This is a genomic window from Rhizobium sp. BK491 (genome assembly GCF_014194925.1).
Lineage (GTDB): Bacteria > Pseudomonadota > Alphaproteobacteria > Rhizobiales > Rhizobiaceae > Rhizobium.
Genome location: NZ_JACIAR010000002.1, coordinates 953,783 through 975,961, shown reverse-complemented (window position 1 = coordinate 975,961; position 22,179 = coordinate 953,783). Strand labels below are relative to the sequence as shown.

15 protein-coding genes are annotated in these 22,179 nt (G+C 59.9%); 10 read left to right on the top strand and 5 right to left on the bottom strand.

What is annotated here, in order from left to right:
- Positions 1-4 precede the first annotated feature (4 nt).
- On the bottom strand, positions 5-478 hold the full coding sequence (locus FHX05_RS12635; protein ID WP_112414572.1) for an Lrp/AsnC family transcriptional regulator: 474 nt from the start codon (positions 476-478) through the stop codon (positions 5-7).
- A gap of 144 nt (positions 479-622) precedes the next feature.
- On the opposite strand from FHX05_RS12635, the gene FHX05_RS12630 reads away from it, so the two are divergent.
- Positions 623-1,537 carry a DMT family transporter gene (locus FHX05_RS12630; protein WP_183872010.1) on the top strand — a complete coding sequence of 305 codons (915 nt, stop codon included), beginning with the start codon at positions 623-625 and terminating at the stop codon, positions 1,535-1,537.
- Between the two features lie 84 nt (positions 1,538-1,621).
- Here FHX05_RS12630 and FHX05_RS12625 read toward each other — a convergent pair whose 3' ends face one another.
- Together FHX05_RS12625 and FHX05_RS12620 are read right to left on the bottom strand one after the other, a co-directional pair.
- Positions 1,622-2,149, bottom strand: a complete 528-nt coding sequence (locus tag FHX05_RS12625; RefSeq protein ID WP_112607475.1) for a GNAT family N-acetyltransferase — start codon at positions 2,147-2,149, stop codon at positions 1,622-1,624.
- Positions 2,150-2,155: 6 nt separating this feature from the next.
- On the bottom strand, positions 2,156-3,820 hold the full coding sequence (locus tag FHX05_RS12620; RefSeq protein WP_183872008.1) for an electron transfer flavoprotein-ubiquinone oxidoreductase: 1,665 nt from the start codon (positions 3,818-3,820) through the stop codon (positions 2,156-2,158).
- 291 nt (positions 3,821-4,111) lie between these two features.
- On the opposite strand from FHX05_RS12620, the gene FHX05_RS12615 reads away from it, so the two are divergent.
- The 7 genes from FHX05_RS12615 to FHX05_RS12585 all read left to right on the top strand — a co-directional run bounded on the left by FHX05_RS12615 (position 4,112) and on the right by FHX05_RS12585 (position 12,673).
- Positions 4,112-4,900 (top strand): SDR family oxidoreductase, encoded by a 789-nt coding sequence (locus FHX05_RS12615; RefSeq protein WP_183872006.1) that lies wholly within the window; start codon positions 4,112-4,114, stop codon positions 4,898-4,900.
- A gap of 424 nt (positions 4,901-5,324) precedes the next feature.
- Positions 5,325-6,560, top strand: coding sequence for an efflux RND transporter periplasmic adaptor subunit (locus FHX05_RS12610; RefSeq protein ID WP_112607479.1), 1,236 nt, complete (start codon positions 5,325-5,327; stop codon positions 6,558-6,560).
- Positions 6,557-9,676 carry an efflux RND transporter permease subunit gene (locus tag FHX05_RS12605; protein WP_183872004.1) on the top strand — a complete coding sequence of 1,040 codons (3,120 nt, stop codon included), beginning with the start codon at positions 6,557-6,559 and terminating at the stop codon, positions 9,674-9,676. The genes FHX05_RS12610 and FHX05_RS12605 overlap by 4 nt, the downstream gene beginning before the upstream one ends.
- A gap of 217 nt (positions 9,677-9,893) precedes the next feature.
- A complete protein-coding gene (locus tag FHX05_RS12600) occupies positions 9,894-11,183 on the top strand; it encodes an Hsp70 family protein (RefSeq protein ID WP_183872002.1) in 1,290 nt (429 codons plus the stop codon).
- A gap of 54 nt (positions 11,184-11,237) precedes the next feature.
- On the top strand, positions 11,238-12,125 hold the full coding sequence (locus FHX05_RS12595) for a uracil-DNA glycosylase (protein WP_183872001.1): 888 nt from the start codon (positions 11,238-11,240) through the stop codon (positions 12,123-12,125).
- Between the two features lie 140 nt (positions 12,126-12,265).
- Positions 12,266-12,457 carry a hypothetical protein gene (locus FHX05_RS12590; protein WP_041677312.1) on the top strand — a complete coding sequence of 64 codons (192 nt, stop codon included), beginning with the start codon at positions 12,266-12,268 and terminating at the stop codon, positions 12,455-12,457.
- 60 nt (positions 12,458-12,517) lie between these two features.
- Positions 12,518-12,673, top strand: coding sequence for a hypothetical protein (locus FHX05_RS12585; protein ID WP_183710616.1), 156 nt, complete (start codon positions 12,518-12,520; stop codon positions 12,671-12,673).
- Positions 12,674-12,682: 9 nt separating this feature from the next.
- On the opposite strand, the gene FHX05_RS12580 is transcribed toward FHX05_RS12585, so the two are convergent.
- Complete coding sequence (locus tag FHX05_RS12580; RefSeq protein ID WP_112607488.1) at positions 12,683-13,540, bottom strand: hypothetical protein; 858 nt, start codon at positions 13,538-13,540, stop codon at positions 12,683-12,685.
- 470 nt (positions 13,541-14,010) lie between these two features.
- Between FHX05_RS12580 and pepN the strand changes: the two genes are divergently transcribed.
- Both pepN and FHX05_RS12570 read left to right on the top strand, forming a co-directional pair.
- Positions 14,011-16,659 carry an aminopeptidase N gene (pepN, locus tag FHX05_RS12575; protein ID WP_183871999.1) on the top strand — a complete coding sequence of 883 codons (2,649 nt, stop codon included), beginning with the start codon at positions 14,011-14,013 and terminating at the stop codon, positions 16,657-16,659.
- 228 nt (positions 16,660-16,887) lie between these two features.
- Positions 16,888-19,203: a PAS domain-containing sensor histidine kinase gene (locus FHX05_RS12570; RefSeq protein ID WP_183871997.1), complete on the top strand. Its 2,316-nt coding sequence runs from the start codon at positions 16,888-16,890 to the stop codon at positions 19,201-19,203.
- On the opposite strand, the gene FHX05_RS12565 is transcribed toward FHX05_RS12570, so the two are convergent.
- Complete coding sequence (locus tag FHX05_RS12565; RefSeq protein ID WP_183710629.1) at positions 19,204-22,164, bottom strand: bifunctional [glutamine synthetase] adenylyltransferase/[glutamine synthetase]-adenylyl-L-tyrosine phosphorylase; 2,961 nt, start codon at positions 22,162-22,164, stop codon at positions 19,204-19,206.
- Positions 22,165-22,179 lie beyond the last annotated feature (15 nt).

Here is a 22,179-nt window from a genome sequence, read left to right as displayed (position 1 = left end):
TTATTTATTCCGGCACTGGCAGCTTCAACGCACCATTGGTTTTGATGGTGCGAATGGCGAAGTTCGAACGCAGGTCGACCACGCCGGGAAGAACAAGCAGCTTTTCCGACATCACCTTTTCATAAGCCGCAAGATCCTCCACCACGACTTCAGCCAGGAAATCGGCCGTGCCCGAAATTAGATGGCAGGCCACGACTTCCGGAATGGCGAGCAATGCTGCCTGCTGCGTCTCGGAATTCTCCTTTGAATGATGACCGACCTTGAGTTCCACGAAGACCGTGAGGCCGAGGCCGGCCTGCTTGCGGTCGATATCTGCGCGGTAGCCGCGCAAGAGCCCGGATTTTTCCAGATTTCGGATGCGCCTGAGGCAGGGAGACGGCGAGAGATTTACGCGCTCGGCAATCTCGACATTGGTGGCGCGCGCATCCTCCTGCAGGCAGTTGAGGATCGCAATATCGAATTTATCCAGTTTTGGCATTTCCGGGAAACTCAATCATGAATTTTGGCAGATCATTGCTCATAGCATGATTTTTAAGCCATAACTAGCAAGGACATGCCTCGGCCTTCGGAGCTATCTTCTCTTCATTCGAAAGATAACCGGATCGTTGGAAAGGATATGTCGATGACCGCTTTGTCTCTCTCCACCCGCAAGGCAACCCCCACCATGGTCGGCTATGCAGGTGCCATCGTGACCGTCTTGATCTGGGCAAACTGGATTCTTGCCACCCGTCATACAGCCGAAACGCAGATGGGCACGATCGATCTCGGCCTGATCCGCTACGGCGTGCCGGCCTTGGTGCTGGCTCCTGTCTGGTGGCGGACAGGCCTGCTGCCGAAGGGCGTACCTTTGAAGCTGCTGGCGCTGATGGTCTGCGGCTCCGGCGCCCTCTTCTTCCAGCTCACCACCTTCGCCATCCAGTTCACGCCGGCATCGTCGGCCGGCATTCTGCTCGGCGGTTCCATGCCGCTGGCAGCAGCCCTGATCGGTATGGCTTTGTTCCGCGAACGGCTCGACATCACGCGCTGGCTCGGTCTTGGCGGCATCGTCGCCGGCGTCGTCATCCTGCTTGCCCGCAGCCTCTATGGCGCGCAGATTTCCTGGGAGGGCTTTACGCTGCTGCCGCTTGCCGCCCTGCTCTGGGCAACCTATACCCACGCCTTCCGCCGCTCCGGGCTGAGCGCCGTGCAGTCGAGCGCCATCATCGCCGTCTGGTCGTTCCTGATCCATGTCGCACTGGCCGCCATCTTCGGCAGCTCGCTTGCCTCGGTGCCGCTACCGGAAATCGGTCTGCAGATCGTCAGCCAAGGGCTGCTGTCAGGTCTTGCCGCCACGCTTGCCTATGGTCTTGCTGTCCAGGCTCTCGGTGGCACGCAGGCCGCAGCCTTCACCGCCATCACCCCCGTTCTTGCCACGATCGGCGGCGGCTTTCTGCTCGGTGAGGAAATCGGAATGGGTGGCATTGCAGCCGCAATCGTGACCGGCATCGGCGTTGCCCTTTCCACAGGCCTGCTCGCTCGGAAGGCCATTCAGCACTGAATCGCATCTTGCGGAGATATGGAGCGGTTCAGCGAAGTGCTGCGCCGCTCTTTCTATTTGCCCCTGCAATTTACGAAACAAGAGTCAAAATCGAAGCGCCATGGCCACACGCCTCGCCGGATCGGCACCGTGGGCAATCTCATTCTCAAGGATCTGCGTGAGAACGGCCGGCCTGTCATCGTCATTCAGTATGCGAAACCCCATCGAGGCATAGAACGGCGCGTTGAAGGCCGCTTGCCGATCTGTCGTCAGAGTGACGCCTGCGGCATTTTGAGCCCTGGCCGCTTCAATCGCAGCCTCCATCAGCCGACGTCCCACACCTCGCTTCTGCCAACGCCTGACAACATCGAGTTCAGCAATATGAACCGAGCCATCTTTCATAATGCCGGCCAGAAAGCCGAAGGGTTGATCTTCATCGTCGACGGCAACCAACAGCAAGCCTTCCGCAAGGGATTGCTCCAACACGTCGAGAGGCAGCGATGTCGGCTCGCAGGCGACCGCGCCGGCCCCATGCAGAGCCCAGAAGGCATCGATCTCGATGGCAGCGAGCAGATGCAGTTCGTCGTCCCTGGCCGAGCGGATCGTCCAGGCGCCTTGTTCGATCTCCGTCATCGCATCTCACATATTCGGATAGACCGGTCCCTCACCACCCTGCGGTGGAACCCAGTTGATGTTCTGGTTCGGGTCCTTGATGTCGCAGGTCTTGCAGTGGACGCAGTTCTGGGCGTTGATGACAAAGGTTTCCTTGCCGTCTTTTTCGACCCATTCATAGACGCCGGCCGGACAGTAGCGCGTCGACGGACCGGCGAAGACATCGTGCTCCGACGATACCTGCAACGCCATGTCCCTGACCTGCAGATGCACCGGCTGATCTTCCTCGTGGTTGGTGTTCGACAGGAACACCGAGGAGAGACGGTCGAAGGTCAGGACGCCATCCGGCTTCGGATAGTCGATCTTCTGGTGCTGGGCGGCAGGCTCCAGCGAGGCGGCATCCGTCTTGCCATGCTTCAGCGTGCCGAAGAAGGAGAAGCCGAACAGCTGGTTCGTCCACATGTCCAGGCCGCCGAGCGCCACGCCGACTGCCGTGCCGAACTTCGACCAGAGCGGCTTGACGTTCCTGACGCGCTTCAGGTCCTTGCCGATATCCGACTGGCGCCATTCGTTCTCGATCTCGATCACTTCGTCATTGCCGCGACCGGCAGCAATCGCCTCAGCGATCCTGTCCGCCGCCAGCATGCCTGATAGTACCGCATTGTGGCTGCCCTTGATGCGAGGCACGTTGACGAAGCCGGCCGAGCAGCCGATCAGCGCGCCGCCGGGGAAGGTGAGCTTCGGCACCGACTGGTATCCGCCCTCCGTGATGGCGCGGGCGCCATAGGAGATGCGCTTGCCGCCTTCGAAAGTGCCGCGGATCGCCGGATGCGTCTTGAAGCGCTGGAACTCCTCGAAGGGATAGAGATAAGGGTTCTTGTAGTTGAGGTGCACGACGAAGCCGACGGCGACAAGATTGTCCTCCAGATGATAGAGGAACGAACCGCCGCCGGTCTTCATGCCGAGCGGCCAGCCGAAGGAGTGCTGCACGAGGCCTTGTCTGTGGTTCTCCGGCTTGACCTGCCAGAGTTCCTTGATGCCGATGCCGAACTTCGGCACATCGCTATCCCGCGCCAGATCGAACTTGGCAATGAGCTGCTTGGCGAGCGAGCCGCGTACGCCTTCGCCGATCAGCACATATTTGCCGAGAAGCGCCATGCCGCGTGTATAGTTCGGGCCGGGCTCGCCATGCTTCTCGATCCCCATATCACCGGTGGCAACGCCGATGACGGCACCCTCGTCATTATAGAGCACTTCGGTCGCGGCAAAGCCGGGATAGATCTCGACGCCGAGGGCTTCAGCCTTTTCGGCCAGCCAGCGACAGACGTTACCGAGCGAGACGATATAGTTGCCGTGATTGTTCATCAGCGGTGGCATCAGAAAATTCGGCAGGCGGACGGAGCCGGCGGGGCCTAAGAACAGGAAGTGGTCCGATGTCACCTCGGTCTTGAAGGGATGCCCCTGCTCCTCGCGCCAACCCGGCAGCAGCCGGTCAATGCCGATCGGATCGACGACGGCCCCCGACAGGATATGCGCGCCGACCTCGGCTCCCTTCTCGAGCACGACGACGGTCAGATCCGGATTGATCTGCTTCAGCCGGATCGCAGCCGACAGGCCCGCAGGACCTGCGCCGACAATCACAACGTCGAATTCCATGCTCTCGCGTTCCGGCAGCTCGCTGGCGTCTGTCATTCATCTTCTCCGCTTGGCCGGCGTCCGATGATCTCGGACCACGGCCTCATCCCCTTTGGGCGTCTTCCCCGTTTCGGTTATCTCTTGTCAAAATGGGAGGGGATTGTCGAGCCGGGAAGCGACAGGCAATCCTCCAATTCGCCCAACACGTAAAACAAGTTAAATTACTCTTACGTTAACGTCAATATTCCGCTGGTATTTGCGACCACCTGCGAAGTGCGCCTTCCATAGTCCTCCGATGGCTCTATAAATGCCGATCAGACAATCCGAATGGCATGAAGGGTGATCAGGATGGATCTTGGTATTGGCGGAAAGCGCGCACTGGTGCTCGCGTCGTCGAAGGGGCTGGGCCATGGCATTGCAGTGGCGCTCGCCCGCGAGGGCGCGAATGTCTTGCTCTGTGGCCGAAGCGGCGACAGGCTCGAGAACAATTGCAAGGCCATCAATGCTGAAGGCAAGGGTCGGGCAGACTGGATCTGGGCCGACCTCAATGACGAGAACTTCGTGGGTGTCGTCACCAAGGCAGCCATAGAGAAGCTGGCCGGCATCGATATCCTCGTCAACAATAGCGGCGGCCCCACTCCGGGGATGACGGAAGATATGACCGCCGAACGGCTGGAGACCTATTTCATCTCGATGGTGTCACGGATCATCACCCTGACCAATGCGCTCTTACCAGGCATGAAAACACAAGGCTGGGGACGTATTCTCACCGTCGCCTCATCCGGTGTCATCGAGCCCATTCCCAATCTCGCGCTTTCCAACACGCTGCGCCCGGCGCTTGCCGGCTGGAGCAAGACGCTGGCCAGCGAAGTGGCCGCGCATGGCGTCACGGTCAACATGCTGCTGCCGGGCAGCATTGCGACCGACCGGCTGGCGGAGCTCGATACCGCGACGGCCAAGCGCGGAGGCAGGAGCCTGGAAGATGTCAGCGCCGAACGCCAGCAGCGCATCCCGGCCGGCCGCTACGGACGCGTCGAGGAGTTCGCCGCTACAGCAGCATTCCTCTGCAGCCAACCGGCAAGCTACGTCACGGGCACCATGGTTCGCTGCGATGGGGGAGCTGCTCGCTCACTATAAGGTCGCCACCGGCGAACAGTGCAGGCCCTTGCAATAGGGCCTGACAACACAATTCCGTGAGCGGCGCGACGCTTCTTTACACGCTGCAGCACGTCTGCGGAGTATAAATGCTGCTTCAGGCTGTTTTTCCTGCCGAATATTACGCAATGGCAATCAAAAAATAGTCATTTGACTGTTTGCTGCATTGCACAAACAGAACCTATTCCAAAGCTTTCCAAGCTTTAATTTTTCGCCCTCCGGAACTGTGATAAATTGCACGGCATCAGCGTTCATGAATTCGCGTAAAAAGGGACAGAATTACCGAACGTTAGCGGCGACGGCTATGTGATGAACTGCAGCGAGGCGCGTCTTTGTTGTGCGGCGCAGCAGATACACTTCACCGTCACCGCGCTTCCTGCAACAAGCCCCGACCGGTTCTTTAAATATGAAAAAACTTTGGCTTCCCCTCGGCCTTCTTGTCGTCGCAGCCCTTGCAGCATGGAGCTATCGCGACCGTATTCCTTTCCTTTCCGCCTTTGTCGATCAAGCCTCCGCAGAAACCAAAGATGCCGGAAAGGCGGCAGGCAATCAAAAGCACAAGGCGCTGTCTTCCGTCGTCAAGACGGCCGCGGTTGAGAAGAGAACTCTGCCCAACGATATTACAGCAACAGGCTCGGCTGTTGCGCAGAATACGACGACCATCGCCGCGCAGGAATCCGGGATCATTACCTCGATCGAAGCGCAGGACGGCGTGATGGTGAAGGCCGGCGACCTGATCGCCAAGCTCGATGCGCGAACCGCGCAGGCCGCCGTCGACAAGGACCAGGCGACCATAGTCAAGGATCAGGCGACGCTCGTGGCGGCGGAAGCCGCGCTCACCCGAGCCAAGAGCCTGCTCAACAATGCCGGAACGCAGCAGACCGTCGATCAGGCCGTGGCGGCCCGCGATACCGCGGCGGCCGACGTCAATGCCGACAAGGCCCAGCTCGCATCCGACCAGGTTCTCCTGGAAAACACTGAGATCCGCGCCCCTTATGACGGACGTCTCGGCAATGTCGTTCCGAGCCCCGGTGCCTATGTGACGCCGGGTACTGCCATCGTGACCATTACGCAATACAATCCGATCTACGTGCAATTCCACATGCAGGAGAATCAGCTGCGGGAATTGGAGGAAGCGATGAAGGCCGGCACCGTGCCGGTCAGCACCGTTCCTAATTCGAGCAAGGGCAAATCCCGCCAGGGCGCAGTCAGCTTCTTCGACAATTCCGTGGATACCGCCTCCGGCACCATCCTCGTCAAGGCAAAGTTCGACAATGCCAATGGCGCGATCTGGCCTGGCAGATCGGTCAACGTCGTCGTTCATCTGACCGACAACGAGCCCGTGATCGTCGCTCCGACGGTTGCGATCAGCCCCGGCCCGGATGGCTTCTATGCCTATGTCGTCAAGGACAACAAGGTTCATTTGACGCCCGTCACCGTGGAACGGCAGAACGGCAGCTTCACCGCAGTCGCCAAGGGACTTTCGCAAGGCGATCATGTCGTCACTGAAGGACAGGTGCAGCTGATCGACGGACAGACGGTCGTCGAGCAGTTCAATGATGAAAAACCTGAGAAGGTGGCCGCCGCCAACGATCAATCGAGCCAGAAGAGTGAAACGATTTCCGTTGGAGCACAGCAATGATCCCACAATTCTGTATCCAGCGACCGGTCGCGACCACACTTCTGGCGTTGGGTGTAGTCATGGCCGGCCTCGCCGGCTATCAGCTCCTGCCCGTCGCAGCCCTGCCGCAGGTGGATTTTCCCACCATCAACGTTTCGGCACAGCTGACCGGCGCTTCGCCGCAGACAATGGCGACTTCAGTCTCCACGCCGCTGATCAAGCAGTTCGAGACTATCCCCGGCATCAGTGAAATCTCGGCCACGAACTCGCTCGGCAATACGAGCATCGTGCTGCAGTTCGATCTCAACCGCAGCATCGATGCCGCCGCGGCCGACGTTCAGGCCGCGATCTCGAATGCGACGCGTCAATTGCCCAACAATCTGACGACACCGCCGGGCTACAGGAAGACGAATCCGGCCGACGCGCCGATCATGCTGCTTGCTGTGCAGAGCGATACCATGCCGCGCAGCAAGCTGGACGAAATTGCCGAAGATATCATTTCACCGTCGCTGTCGACGCTTCCGGGCGTTGCCGAAGTGACAGTCTATGGTGCCCAGACCTATGCCGTGCGTGTCGAAGTCGATCCGGACAAGCTCTTGGCGCGCGGTATCGGGATCGATACTGTCAACACCGCCATCGTCAATGCCAACAGCCAGGTTCCGGTCGGCACTCTGCAGAACAACAAGCAGAGCATGACGCTCAATGCCAACACGCAGAATACCAATGCCGCGCAGTTCAAGTCGCTGGTCATCGCCAATCCCAATGGCGCGCCGATCCATCTGAGCGATGTCGCCAACGTTCAGGACAGCGTGCAGAACACCAATGCCGGCTCCTGGTATGACGGCAAGCAGGCGATCATTCTCGCCATCCAGCGCCAGCCGGACGCCAATACGGTCGATGTGGTCGATGCGATCAACGCCAAGCTGCCGCAGCTCCATGCGGAAATTCCGGCTTCGGTGCAGACGCATATCATGAATGACTCGGCTCAGCCGATCCGCGACGCGATCAAGGATGTCAAGTTTACCTTGATGCTGACCATCGGCCTCGTCGTGCTGGTAATCTATCTGTTCACCGGTCACGTCACGGCCACGATCATCCCCGGCCTTGCCGTGCCGTTGTCGCTGATTTCGACCTTCGGCATGATGTATATGCTCGGCTATAGCATCGACAACATATCACTGCTGGGATTGACGCTCGCTGTCGGCCTTGTAGTGGACGACGCGATCGTCATGCTGGAAAACATATTGCGGCATGTCGAAGACGGGATGCCGGTGCTGCAGGCGGCGATCAAGGGATCGGCCGAAGTCAGCTACACCATCATTTCCATGTCCATCTCGCTGATCGCGGTGTTCATCCCGATCCTGCTGATGGGCGGCGTAGTCGGCCGTATCTTCAACGAGTTCGGTATGGTGGTTGCCATCGCTATCGTGTCTTCAGCGGTCGTGTCGCTCACGGTCACGCCGATGCTCAGCTCGCGTCTTTCGGCGGGCCATAACCAGCCCCCCTATCCGGTACGCCTGTTCAACCGCGGCTTCGACTGGACGCAGCGCGGCTATGACAAGGGCGTCGCCTGGTGCCTGCGCAATCGCGGTTTCGTTCTCCTGAGCTTCCTCGGTTCGGTCGCGCTTTCCGTCTATCTCTTCATGGTGCTGCCGGCCAGCTTCTTTCCGACCGAGGATATCGGCCGCCTGCAGATTTCCACCCAAGCGCGTCAGGACATCTCCTATCCGGCGATGCGCGACCTACAGAACCAGGCCGCAGCACTCGTCAGGCAGAACCCAGCCGTCGACCATGTCATGTCCATCGTCGGCGGCAGTGTGCGCCAGCCGCTGAACAACGGCACCATGTTTGTCCAGCTGAAGCCGAAGGAGCAGCGGGCACCGCTCGATCAGACGCTGCGTGAATTGCGGTCCAGCATCGGCACCATCGCCGGCCTGAAGGCCTATATTACGCCCCAGCAAAGCCTGCGCTTCGGCGGCCGGCAGACCGCCAGCCAATATCAGCTCATTATCCAGGCGCTGAGTGCCGACCAGACCAACCTCTGGGCCAACAAGATGCTGGATGCGATGCGCCGCGATCCGAGCTTTACCGACGTCGCCTCGGACGAGCAGAACAACGCTTTGCAGGCCAACATCGTCATCGACACCGAAAAGGCAGCACAATACGGAATCAACAACAATCAGCTGCGCACCACGCTGGAAGAAGCGTTCGGCGGCTATGACGCCGCACAGATCCAGACGACGGGCGACAGCTATGACGTTATGGTCGAATTCGACACCAGCAAGCCCTGGGACGACCAAAGGCTCCAGGATATCCACGTTGCTTCATCAAAAGGCGCGCTGGTTCCCCTGTCCGCTTTCGCTCATGTCCAGCGCACCACCGGTCCGGTCACCATCAACCAGACGGGCCAGCTCGTGTCGACGACGGTTTCCTTCAACCTGCCGGCCGGCGAAGCGCTTGGCGATGCCACGGCGAAGATCGATCAGATCAAGAAGGACATCAACATGCCGGCGGACATCTTCACGTCCTACGGCGGTACAGCACAGATCTTCCAGCAGTCGCAGGGCAGCACGCCTTACCTGATCCTGGCTGCCGTGCTGACGATCTACGTGGTCCTTGGCGTTCTCTATGAAAGCTTCATCCATCCGCTGACCATTCTTTCCGGCCTGCCGGCTGCTGCTCTCGGCGCCCTTCTCGCCTTGAAGGTGTTCGGCTTCGATCTCTCGATCATCGCGCTCATCGGCTTGCTGATGCTGATCGGCATCGTGAAGAAGAATGCGATCATGATGATCGACGTCGCGCTGGAAACGCTGCGCTCGACAACAGACATATCGCCCGCAGAGGCCATCCATGAGGCCTGCGTGCGCCGCTTCCGCCCGATCATGATGACGACCTTCTGCGCGCTGCTCGGCGCCCTGCCGATCGCGGTCGGCGGCGGTGCGAGCTCCGAACTCCGGCAGCCGCTTGGTATCGCCGTTGTCGGCGGCCTGGTGGTCTCCCAGCTTCTCACGCTGTTCATCACACCCGTCATCTTCCTGGAGATGAATCGCCTCAACGACTTCCTTGCCCGTCTCACCAAGCGCAAGGAGGCGGACCCGCATCACAAGGATCCGCCAGCGGCCATCGCCGCCGAATAAGGTCAGCGGGCGCCAAAAGGCGCCCGTTCTTTTGCCAGTTAACCGGGTGCGGAAGGGCTGCCGGCTGACGTCGCTGCGGGCAAAAATAAAAGCATCACCCCGGCTTGAAGTTGAAGCTTAGCCATGTCATGACGCGCCCTCTTTGCGACAGGGCGCGTCAGCGTCTCATAGGGGCTTGGCCCCAATCCAGACAATTTGGACGGAAGGGAGTGCGGGCATGGCTCGGGCGCTTGGTTTCGACTTCGGCACGACGAATACGGTTCTGGCGATGGCCGATGGACCCGCGACACAATCGGTCGCCTTCAACAGCGCTGCCGGCACGGCGGACAGCATGCGTACGGCGCTCTCTTTCATGAAGGATCCGGGATTGGGCGCGGCCGCACTCAAGGTCGAAGCCGGGCACGCGGCCATCCAACAGTTCATCGACAATCCCGGTGACTGTCGCTTCCTGCAGTCGATCAAGACCTTTGCGGCGAGCGCCCTCTTCCAGGGCACGCTGATCTTCGCCAAGCGCCACAGCTTCGAAGACCTGATGGAAATCTTCGTGCGCCGTCTGCGCGCCTATGCCGGAGAGGAGTGGCCGGAGAATGTTTCGCGCATCGTTACCGGCCGGCCGGTGCATTTTGCCGGCGCCAATCCGAACCCTGCCCTTGCGACGGAGCGCTACAATGCCGCGCTCGCCCGGTTCGGCTTTCCGGAAATCCACTACGTCTACGAACCGGTAGCGGCAGCCTTCTACTTCGCCCAACACCTGAAGAAGGATGCGACCGTGCTGGTGGCCGACTTCGGCGGCGGCACGACCGACTATTCGCTGATCCGCTTCGAGACCCACGCCGGAAAGCTGACGGCGACGCCGATCGGCCATTCAGGCGTCGGCATCGCAGGCGATCATTTCGATTTCCGGATGATCGACAACGTCGTCTCGCCGGCCATCGGCAAGGGCAGCTTCTTCAAGAGCTTCGACAAGCTTTTGGAAGTGCCGACCTCATACTACGCCAATTTCGGCCGCTGGAACCAGCTCTCGATCTTCAAGACCTCGCGCGAATATGCCGACCTGAAGACGCTGGTGCGCAGCAGCCTGGAGCCGGAGAAGCTGGAGACCTTCATCGAGCTCGTCGAGCATGACGAAGGCTATCCGCTCTATCAGGCCGTATCGGCGACGAAGATGGCGCTTTCGAGCGAGGAAGAGGCCGAATTCAACTTCCCGCCGCTCGGCAAGGCCGGCCGCAAGCACGTTCGCCGCGCCGACTTCGAAAGCTGGATCGCCGACGATCTCGCCCGCATCGAAGGGGCGCTGGACGACGTGCTGACAACGACGAACACATCACCCGATGCGATCGACAAAGTGTTTCTGACGGGAGGCACCTCCTTCGTGCCGGCCGTTCGGCGCATCTTCACGGAACGCTTCGGCCAGGAGCGGATCGAGACGGGCGGCGAACTGCTGTCCATCGCCCATGGTTTGGCCTTGATCGGCGAGCGCGACGATATCGCCCAGTGGACGGCCTGACATAGCGCCCACCCTGCCCTTTCGCTCGTGCGCCGCATTGGATAGAGTTCGCGCATGATTTCCGCCAGCGACCTCACACCGGCCGAGCTTGCCGCCCTTCTGCATTTCCATGCGGATGCCGGAGTCGACTGGCTGCTGGAAGATCAGCCGGTGGATCGGTTTGCCGAATTCGAGGCCATGCGCGCGGCTAGACAGGGCGCGCGGGCAGCGCAGCCTCGTCCTGAAGCTACAGCACCTGCGGCGCGGCCCCAAACCGAGCGCCGCCCGGCAGCTAAGCCAGCGGCATCTCCCGCAGCAGCGCCGCCGCGTGCGACGCCCGCCATTCCTGACGAGCAAGCTGTAGAGCAGGCCCGATTCGCCGCCGAAAGCGCGCGGTCACTCAGCGAGTTGAAAACTGCACTCGAAGCTTTCAACGGCTGCAATCTCAAGAACAGCGCACGCTCGACGATCTTTGCCAGCGGTACACCAGAGGGCCGCATCATGGTAATCGGGCCGATGCCGAGCGCCGACGACGATCGTGAGGGGGCGCCGTTTGCCGGCCGTGCGGGACAGTTGCTCGACAGAATGCTTGCCGCCATCGGCCTGAAGCGCGATGAGATCCTGCTGACCAACGTCATTCCGTGGCGGCCGCCGGGCAACCGAGCCCCTTCCCCACCCGAAATCGAGATATGCCGTCCGTTCATAGAAAGGCAGATTGCTCTGGCCGAGCCCAAGGCGGTGCTTCTGCTTGGCAATTTCACCGCCCGGCATTTTTTCGGAAGTACTGAAACCATCCATGGATTGCGTGGAGAGTGGCGGGAAATAAGCGTTTCCGGTCGAACAATACCGGCCATCGCCAGCCTTCATCCCCAGGAATTACTGACCGCGCCGGTCAACAAGCGGCTGGCCTGGAGCGATCTTCTTACCTTCAAGAATTATATCGCCGCTGAAATATTAGGCTGATTCTCCCAATTACTAACGAAATATGATCATGGTCATGCATTTTTCGCATGGCAGTTCTCCTCTGTTGTGCATTGCGGAATCAATGTTGCATTGCAATATATGCTGGTGTCTTGGGAGGAATCTCGAAAGGAACCAAGGCCATGACTGCACGTTTTCGTCCTATCCACTGCGGGTTTGATACCCTGCGCCGCGCGCTGGAGCCTGTGCGCGCGTCAAATGGACATCGCAACCTCGGCATCGCTGCCAATGAGCAGATGACCGCGCGAGGCACCGGGCTGTCGGCTCGTGTGAGCCGCCCGACGACGATCTTCGCCGATTTCCGCGCCTGCTAACCGACAGGCGCGACTAGGCCAGCAATCCAGCTAAAAAGTTTGAGTATCAGGAACGACACCATGTCTTCGGGTTTGCGTCCATTCATCGCCCTGTTCGATTCCGTCGGCCATATCGGCGCGGCGGTTCGCGCCGCCGAAGAATTCGAGCGTGCGCGCAACGTCAGCAAAGACGGCACCTTCCACGCACGAAGTGCGGCAGCCAGCATCCCACTTTAAGGATCGGGATCAGCTTCGGGAGGCTGATTGCGCCCAGGCAAAGGCCTCATCGACCGCCGCCAATTTTATGGCCTGCCAGCCGCAATATTGATCGAGAAAATTGCGCGAGATCCACATCTGGGTCTTCTTGGATTCGTACCAGCCGACATCGCCGCGATCAGCCGACTTGCGCAAGATACGTTGCAGATGCGTTCGCGATATCATGAAATGGGTCGCCAAAGCGCGCGCATCGACGTGACCGATATCGATCCGATCGCCCGCCTTCCCGTCGAGTTCGAGCCTCGACATGATGTAATCGACGACCAGACCTCCGGATTCCGTCCAAAGAAACAGACCGACACTCTCCGGCGGTTCGCGCCAAAGATCGGCTGCCAGGCAGGTGCGCGCCATACGCGGCTGCGCTAGGTCCAGGAGCATGGGTGAGGCAACGAGCGCGGCTGCGCGGCTGCCGTCGTCAATCAGATCGAGCGCCGCCAAATTGGCGAGATACCAACCGAACATTCCCGAATAGGCGGTTTCAGTCGGCACGTAACGCCGCGGGCGGCGAGCCGGCCCAGGTGCCAACTCCAGAAAGCGATAGGTCAACAACTCCTCGATAAAACTCAAGACCGTATTGCGGCTGGCAATGCGATAATGAGTGATGAGGTCACGCAGCGCGACGACAGTCAGCCCGGAGCGGGGATGCTCCGGATCATGTTCAAGATGGAGCGCATAGGCGGATTGGCTTAGCAGCCAGCGCTGATGTGAGGCGAGCATACGCGCAATCCTCGGACCGTTGTCGTAACGGTTACGCAATGTCTCGGAGAGAAAGCGCAAGGACGCTACGAACTTGGGATGGCGAGCAAGTTGCTCGATGGGAAAACTCAATCGGGCCTCCCTGGGCGCCCTTCTTAAAAAGCAGCAGAAAGTTGATGTTTCATTTTTATGAACAAACTTGCCGGAATCGATCATAATTCCGATATCTAATAGCATGCTATAGTTATGCAAGCTTGCCGATATCGCAAGAGGTTAAACGATAATTTACTTTAAATTATCGTTTCCTTACCGTAACGGTCAACATTTGACGGTAATGCAACCATGATGTTTAACCTAAACATTATGTTAGCAATTCTACTGTTGACCTGCAAATGCAGCTTCAGATTTTCTGTTTTTCATTCGAATAGCTGAAACGGGAGCGGCACATCGAGCAAATACTTACCGTGCCATAACAAAACAAATTGATGTTGCGATATGACTTTAACTTTGGTTCAGATTTCGATGTAATGATGCGGCCACTTTCGGTTCGAAGGAAAGCTTCGGACCGTGCCCGCCAAAGCATAGCCTGATCAGGATAGACCATGCGCACAGACACCGGCCAGATCATCAATCTGGCAGACTATCGCCCCACCGACTTCGTTCTGGAGCGCGTGGATCTCACCTTCGATCTCCATCCGACAGAAACTAAGGTAGAGACGCGGCTGATATTCCATCGGCGCGAGGGTGTCGATGCGAATGCGCCGCTCGTGCTTGATGGCGACGAGCTGGTTCTCTCCGGCCTGCTGCTCGATCAGAGCGAACTTCCGGCCACGCAATATGATGCAACGCCAGAAAGCCTGACCGTTCGCAACCTGCCGGAAAGCGCCCCTTTCGAACTGACGATCACGACCGTCATCAATCCGGAAGCCAACACCCAGTTGATGGGCCTCTACCGCACCGGCGGCATCTATTGCACGCAGTGCGAAGCCGAGGGCTTTCGCCGCATCACCTATTTCCCCGACAGGCCGGATGTGCTCGCCCCTTATACGGTCAATATCATCGCCGACAAGGAAGCAAACCCGCTGCTGCTGTCGAACGGCAATTTCCTCGGTGGCGCCGGCTATGGCGAAGGCAAGCATTTTGCTGCCTGGTTCGATCCGCATCCAAAGCCGAGTTATCTTTTCGCACTCGTCGCCGGCGACCTCGGCGTTGTGGAGGACACGTTCACCACAATGTCCGGCCGTGAGGTCGCACTGAAAATCTATGTCGAGCACGGCAAGGAACCGCGCGCGACTTACGCCATGGACGCGCTGAAGCGCTCGATGAAGTGGGATGAAGAGCGGTTCGGCCGCGAATACGATCTCGACATCTTCATGATCGTCGCCGTGTCGGACTTCAACATGGGAGCGATGGAAAACAAAGGCCTCAACGTCTTCAACGACAAGTACGTCCTGGCCGATCCCGAGACGGCAACTGACGCCGACTACGCCAATATCGAAGCCATCATCGCGCATGAATACTTCCATAACTGGACGGGCAACCGCATCACCTGCCGCGACTGGTTCCAGCTCTGCCTCAAGGAAGGCCTGACAGTCTATCGCGATCACGAGTTTTCCGCCGACCAGCGCTCGCGTCCCGTCAAGCGGATTGCCGAAGTCCGCCATCTGAAATCGGAACAGTTTCCGGAGGACAGTGGCCCGCTTGCCCATCCGGTGCGGCCGACCACATACCGTGAAATCAATAACTTCTATACGACGACCGTCTATGAGAAGGGCAGCGAGGTCACCCGCATGATCGCGACGCTGCTTGGCCGCGATCTGTTCAAGAAAGGCATGGATCTCTATTTCGATCGGCACGACGGACAGGCGGTGACGATCGAAGATTTCGTCAGGTGTTTCGAGGATGTCAGCGGCCGTGATCTCACGCAGTTTTCGCTGTGGTACCATCAGGCCGGTACGCCGCTCGTCACCGCATCGGGCTCTTATGATGCCAATGCCAAGACATTCACCCTGTCGCTCGAACAGATGGTGCCGGCAACGCCGGGCCAGACCGTCAAAAAGCCGATGCACGTTCCGCTGCGCATGGGCTTGCTTGCCGAAGACGGCACCGCCATCACGCCGACATCCGTCAGCGGAGCGGAGCTGACCGACGACGTATTGCATCTGACGAAGCAGACGCAGACGGTGACGTTCCACGGTATTCCCCAGCGGCCGGTCCTCTCGCTCAATCGCAGCTTCTCGACGCCGATCAATCTGCAGTTCAGCCAGAGCACTGAGGATCTCGCATTGATCGCCCGCTATGAGACCGATCATTTCGCCCGCTGGCAGGCGCTGATCGATCTCGGCCTGCCCAACCTCTTGCAGGCGGCGCGAGATGCCCGCCAGGGTGCCGACATAACATGCGGCTCGGCCTTCACCGACGCCTTGCTGGCTGCCGCAGCCGATGAAAGTCTGGAACCGGCCTTCCGCGCTCAGGCGCTCGCCTTGCCGAGTGAATCCGACATTGCCCGCGAGCTTGGCGGCAACAATGATCCTGATGCCATCCATGCAGCGCGCCAGACAATCATTAAGCGCATCGCCGAAGCCGGAGAGGACATCTTCACCGTGCTTTATGATGGCATGCAGACGCCGGGACCGTTCAGCCCCGACGCGGCAAGCGCCGGCCGCCGCGCCCTGCGCAATGCGGCACTGGGCTATCTGTCGCAACTGGATGAAACGCCGGCAAGGACTAAGGCCGCCTATGATGCGGCAAACAACATGACCGATCTTAGCGCCGCGCTGACCATTCTCGCTCAGCGGTTCCCCGACACAGTGGAGACGGCGGCAGCGCTTGCGCATTTCCGTGACCGCTTCGCGGACAATGCGCTCGTCATCGACAAATGGTTCGCGATTCAGGCGGCAATCCCGGGCGCTGGGGCGCTGGAGCGCATCCGACTGCTCATGGAAACCCCACTCTTCAAACGGACCAACCCCAATCGCGTCCGCTCGCTTATTGGCACTTTTGTCTTTACGAATCCCACGGGTTTCGGCCGGGCGGACGGCGCCGGATACCATTTCCTCGCCGACGAAATCCTCGAGATCGATCAGCGCAATCCGCAGCTTGCGGCCCGCATCCTGACCTCGATGCGCTCGTGGCGGTTGCTCGAACCCGTGCGCGCCGATCATGCCCGCTCGGCGCTGATGCGGATCGAGCGTGCGGCCGGCCTTTCGACCGACGTGCGTGACATCGTCGAGCGTATCCTTAAGGAGTGATTTCGATCACCGGCGCACTGATTTCAAAGGCTGATTTGCGTCGGCCTTTTCAGCTTCAACGAGTCCCAAACGCGTGCAACTTACCGCTGCGTGTGTAAAATATGCTGAAATCGCAGATGGTTAAGAAAGTTTTACCGCACCCTCTGGACAAGCCGAATCACGAATGATTCATTAAGGCAGATTCGGGCGAGCGGCGCAGCGAATCACACGAGGGACAAGGCTAAAGCGATGGTGGACGTGCGGCGGGCAACCGCGGCCGATGGACGGCTGCGTGTTAATTTCGACGGTCTGAAATCCTGGCATAGCGGCGTTACTGATCGAACCGGAGTGCGGATGGAGACGATTTCGCGTCGTTTTCCGCAGACGGAACATATTCTCAAGCGCATCATCCCCGTCCTCATCGTTTCCTTCCTGATGGTCGTTGCCGCCTCGCATTTCTTCGGCATGATCACGGAACATAGCCGCATGGCGGCTTCCGCCCGCCGAACGACCTCGCTTTCCATCGCAGCAGCTGCCGCCGCCTTTTCGAACGATGCTAGCCTGTTTCAAGCTGGCGACCGTCGTGGCGCGGAGCGAAAACTCGCCTCCTACCTGCCGCAGGATCGGCTGGACAGCGGCGCCTTCGTCCTGCTGGTGCAGTCGAGCGGCCGTGTATTCGGCTCGTCGGCCGCCGGCTCCGGCTATATCGGCATGCTGGTCTCCGACTTCTTTCCCGAAGTGACGGCCATCCGCAGTTTCGGCGATCATGCCGGCGTGATCGAAACCATGATCGGCGGCGAGCCTTATTATGCCGCGATTTCCCTGATCGGCGACAAAGGCGATTTCATTCTGTCGGCCGCATCGATGGATGAGATCGAAAAGCTCTGGCGCGACGAGCTGACCCTGAACGTCACGCTCTTTGCCGGCATATCCTCCATCCTGCTCGTCATTCTCTATGCCTACTACACCCAGGTGAAGCGCGCCCGGGATGCGGATGAAATCTTTCTCGAATCCAACCTGCGGGTCGAAACGGCACTGTCGCGCGGGCGCTGCGGCCTCTGGGATTTCGATTTCACCAGCCGCCAGTTCTTCTGGTCGCGGTCGATGTACGACATGCTCGGGCTACCGGTCGCCGACAGGCCGCTCGCCTTCACGGACGCGGCGCGGCTGATGCACCCGGACGACAACAGCTTGCATATGCTCGCCCGCACCGTCACCCGCGGCAATGCCGGCCAGGTGGACCAAATCCTGCGCATCCGCCATGCCAAGGGACATTATGTCTGGATGCGCGCCCGCGCCCAGGTGATCCGGACCAATTCCGGCCGTGTCCACATGATCGGCATCGCCATGGACGTGACTGAGCAGCACAGGCTGGCGCAGCGCTATGCAGAGGCCGATCAGCGCCTGGCCGACGCCATCGAATGCACCTCCGAAGCCTTCGTGCTGTGGGACAAGAACGATCGCCTGGTCATGTGCAACGCCCATTTCCAGCAGGCATACGGCCTGCCGGACAATGTGCTCGTGCCGGGCACCGAGCGCGCCGTCGTCAATGCCGCTGCCGCACGGCCGGTCATCGAGCGCCGTATCGTCGATCCCGGCCGCTCCAATCACTCGCAGACGACGGAAGTGCAGCTTGCCGACGAGCGCTGGCTGCAGATCAACGAGCGCCGCACCCGCGACGGCGGCCTCGTCTCGGTCGGCACCGATATTACCCAGCTCAAGCGTAATCAGGAGCGGCTTCGCGAATCGGAACGCCGGCTTATGGCGACCATCAACGACCTTTCGGCATCACGGCGGATTCTGGAAAAGCAGAAGGCGGAGCTTTCGACTGCCAACACCAATTATCTTGCGGAGAAGGAACGTGCCGAAGCGGCCAACAAGGCCAAGTCGGAATTTCTGGCCAACATGTCGCATGAGCTGCGCACGCCGCTCAATGCCATTCTCGGCTTCTCGGAGATCCTGCAGGACCAGATGTTTGGTCCGCTCGGCTCGGCCCGCTACAATGAATATGCCAAGGACATTCACGACAGCGGCAAGCATCTGCTTAACGTCATCAACGACATCCTCGATATGTCGAAGATCGAAGCGGGGCATATGAAACTCAGCTGCGAGCGGATCAATCTCGCGCCGCTTATCGAGGAATGCCTACGGTTCACCCGCATTCCGGCAGCGCAGAAGAACATTCTCGTCGAGCAGCGAATTTCTTCCGATATCAAGCTGAGCGCCGATCGTCGGGCGATGAAGCAGATCGTGCTCAACCTGCTATCCAACGCGGTGAAATTCACCAACGACGGTGGCCGTATCTCGGTTCGCACGCGCAGGATCGGGGATGCCGTCATGCTCGTTATCGCCGATACAGGCATCGGCATTCCGAAATCGGCCATGAGCAAGATCGGCCAGCCCTTCGAGCAGGTGCAGAGCCAATATGCGAAGAGCAAGGGAGGCTCCGGCCTCGGCCTCGCCATTTCGCGCTCACTGACCGCTTTGCATCACGGCCGCATGCGCATCCGCTCCCGCGAGGGCATCGGCACAGTGATCGCAATCCGCATCCCGGATCAGAGCTGATCAGCTTCCCACCGTCGCCTGGAATACTTTCCGTACCGCTTTCGACAGGCGCTTCAGCTCGGCTTCCAGCGTGCGGAGATCCGGGCAATCCCCGGCGCGGCAGACCAGTTCGATCAGGCCGGAAGGCGTGTTTTTCGGATCGAACGTACCGTCGATGCAAAGCCGGATAAGCTGCGACACTTCCGTATAGAGCTGCAGAGCCTCCAGGCAGACGTCCAGATCGTTGCGATCCATCAGGCTGCCGCCGAGCAGTTTCAGCGCTTCGGCCGTGCTAAGGCCGTTTGCATCGATGCCAACGCCGTGAACCGACGCGATCAGCCGCAGATATTGCGCGATGAATTCGATATCGATCAGCCCGCCAGGGATAAGCTTCAGATCCCAAATGCTCTCCGGCGGCTTTTCCTGTTCGATCATGCCGCGCATCTCGCGAACATCCCTAGCGATCTTGGCGACATCTCTCTTTGTCGAAAGAACCTCGCCGATGACGCGCTCCGCATCGTTCACCAGCTCCTCGTCGCCGCAGATCAGCCGTGCCCGCGAAAGCGCCATATGCTCCCAGGTCCAGGCTTCCTCGCGCTGGTACTTCTCGAAGGAATTGATGCGCGTAGCGACCGGCCCCTTGTTGCCGGAAGGACGCAAACGCATGTCCACCTCGTAGAGTACGCCCTCGGCCGTCGGCGCCGAAAGGGCCGCGATCAGGCGCTGCGTGATGCGGGTGAAATAGCGCGTGGCATCGAGCGGCTTCGGGCCATCGGATTCACTGGCCGCGTCGTCGTAATCGTAAAGCAGGATGATATCGATGTCGGAACCGGCCGAGAGCTCGAAACTGCCGAGCTTGCCCATTCCGACGACCGCGACACGGCCGCCGGGATATTCCCCATGCGCCGCTCGGATTTCCTTCATGACAGCATCCAGCGCCGCCTCGACGATCAGATCGGCAAGGTAGGTGAAGGCGCGCGCCGCCATCGTTCCGCCAATTGCGCCCGTCAGCAGGCGAATGCCGATCAGAAAGCGCTGTTCGGAGGCGAAGATGCGCAGCAGGTCGAGGGTCTCCTCATAATGTCGCGCCGGGGCAAGGAAGCTTTTCAGCCGTACGGCGAGATAATCGCGTGTCGGCAGCTCGGCCATGAGCCTTGGGTCAAGCATGCCGTCGAAGACATGCGGCTTAGCCGCGATGATTTCGGCAAGCCTAGGTGCCGACGACATGATGTTGACAATGAGCGAGAGAAGCGCCGGATTGGTTCCGAGCAACGAGAAGAGCTGGATACCGGCCGGCAGGCCGGAGATGAAGCTGTCGAAGCGCAACAAAGCCTTGTCGGCCCGCTTGCTTTCGCCGAAGACGCGCAACAGCTCCGGCGTCAGTTCCGTCAGCCGCTCGCGCGCTTCGACGGATTGCGTGGCGCGATACCGGCCGTAGTGCCAAGTTCGGATGACATTGGCGATGTCGGACGGTCGCTCGAAGCCGAGGCGCCGCAGCGTCTCCAACGTATCCGGATCGTCGCCCTGGCCGGTGAAAACGAGGTTGCCGGTTTCGCTCGACAGCTTGGTTTCCTGTTCGAAGAGGCGCGCATAGCGGCGCTCAACCGTCTTCAATGTCGTCACCAGCGCTTCGGAGAAAGCCGACACATCGGCAAAGCCCATCATATAGGCGATGCGCCTCAGCTCGGCATCGGTTTCCGGCAGCAGATGCGTCTGCTCGTCCCGCACCATCTGGATACGATGCTCGACATCGCGCAGGAACCAGTAGGCCGATGTCAGCTCGTCGCGGGTTTCCGCATCGATCCACTTCGCCTCGGTCAATTCGGCAAGCGTCTGCTCCGTCGATCGGCTGCGCAAGGCCGGCATTCTCCCGCCGGCAATCAACTGCTGCGTCTGCACGAAGAACTCGATCTCGCGAATGCCGCCGCGGCCGAGCTTGACGTTGTGACCTTTGACCGCGATCGCGCCATGTCCCTTATGCGCGTGAATCTGCCGCTTGATGGAGTGGATGTCCGATATCGCTGCATAATCCAGATATTTGCGGAAGACGAAGGGCACGAGATCGCGGATGAAGGCCTGACCGGCGGCGATATCGCCACCGACGGGCCGCGCCTTGATGAAGGCAGCGCGTTCCCAGTTCTGCCCCCTACCCTCGTAATAGATCATCGCCGCGTCCACAGGGATAGCGAGCGGCGTCGAGCCGGGATCGGGGCGCAGACGAAGATCGGTGCGGAAGACATAGCCATCTGCCGTGCGCTCCTGCAGGATCCGCACCAGCCGCCGCATCAGCCGTGGAAAAATGTCGATGGCATCGTCGGGATCGGGAACGATGCCCGCGGTCTCATCGAAGAAGACGACCAGATCGATATCGGAGGAATAGTTAAGTTCTTCCGCTCCGAGCTTACCCATGCCGAGCACGATTAGGCCGGAATTTTCGCTCGGAATGGCGGGATCGGGAACCGTGATCTTGCCGGCCTCATGCGACGACAGCAGCAGATGGTCGATGGCCGCTGAAATAGAGGCCTCGGCGAGCCGGCTCAGCCAACGGGTGGTCTGCTTGCCATCATAAATGCGAGCGAGATCGGCGAGTGCGATGAGAAAGGCAGCGCGGCGCTTGGCGATGCGCAGGCGGCTCATCACCTCGGATTCGGAAGGCGAAACTCCCCCGTCCTCCCCCGGCAGCCAGGCTTGCCGAGCTTCTTGGACCAATGCTTCGATCTGCGGCGACAGCGGCTTCTCGATGGCGGCGACCAGAAGAGACGGTTCGAGATTGGCGGTTTCCCGCAGATGAGGAGAGAGAGTGAGGGCAGCGACGACAAAATCCCGCAACGCGCTTTCGCCCCCAAGCAGATCGGCAATGACGGGCTCGCCTCCCGCGATCTGCTTGAGATCCGCCAGTACAGACTTCGTTTCCGTCTGGTTCAACGCCCGCAGCCGCCCGGCAGAAACCTCCCGCAGCAAATCGCTTTGCGTCGTCGTCATGCAGTTCTCCCCAAA

Excerpts from the sequence above, each read along its gene's own strand:
- FHX05_RS12610 (WP_112607479.1), top strand. The coding sequence starts at position 5,325 with ATGAAAAAACTTTGGCTTCCCCTCGGCCTTCTTGTCGTCGCAGCCCTT.
- FHX05_RS12605 (WP_183872004.1), top strand. The coding sequence starts at position 6,557 with ATGATCCCACAATTCTGTATCCAGCGACCGGTCGCGACCACACTTCTG.
- FHX05_RS12600 (WP_183872002.1), top strand. The coding sequence starts at position 9,894 with ATGGCTCGGGCGCTTGGTTTCGACTTCGGCACGACGAATACGGTTCTG.
- FHX05_RS12590 (WP_041677312.1), top strand. The coding sequence starts at position 12,266 with ATGACTGCACGTTTTCGTCCTATCCACTGCGGGTTTGATACCCTGCGC.
- pepN (WP_183871999.1), top strand. The coding sequence starts at position 14,011 with ATGCGCACAGACACCGGCCAGATCATCAATCTGGCAGACTATCGCCCC.
- FHX05_RS12630 (WP_183872010.1), top strand. The coding sequence starts at position 623 with ATGACCGCTTTGTCTCTCTCCACCCGCAAGGCAACCCCCACCATGGTC.
- FHX05_RS12635 (WP_112414572.1), bottom strand. The coding sequence starts at position 478 with ATGCCAAAACTGGATAAATTCGATATTGCGATCCTCAACTGCCTGCAG.
- FHX05_RS12585 (WP_183710616.1), top strand. The coding sequence starts at position 12,518 with ATGTCTTCGGGTTTGCGTCCATTCATCGCCCTGTTCGATTCCGTCGGC.
- FHX05_RS12615 (WP_183872006.1), top strand. The coding sequence starts at position 4,112 with ATGGATCTTGGTATTGGCGGAAAGCGCGCACTGGTGCTCGCGTCGTCG.
- FHX05_RS12565 (WP_183710629.1), bottom strand. The coding sequence starts at position 22,164 with ATGACGACGACGCAAAGCGATTTGCTGCGGGAGGTTTCTGCCGGGCGG.
- FHX05_RS12620 (WP_183872008.1), bottom strand. The coding sequence starts at position 3,820 with ATGACAGACGCCAGCGAGCTGCCGGAACGCGAGAGCATGGAATTCGAC.
- FHX05_RS12625 (WP_112607475.1), bottom strand. The coding sequence starts at position 2,149 with ATGACGGAGATCGAACAAGGCGCCTGGACGATCCGCTCGGCCAGGGAC.
- FHX05_RS12570 (WP_183871997.1), top strand. The coding sequence starts at position 16,888 with ATGGTGGACGTGCGGCGGGCAACCGCGGCCGATGGACGGCTGCGTGTT.
- FHX05_RS12595 (WP_183872001.1), top strand. The coding sequence starts at position 11,238 with ATGATTTCCGCCAGCGACCTCACACCGGCCGAGCTTGCCGCCCTTCTG.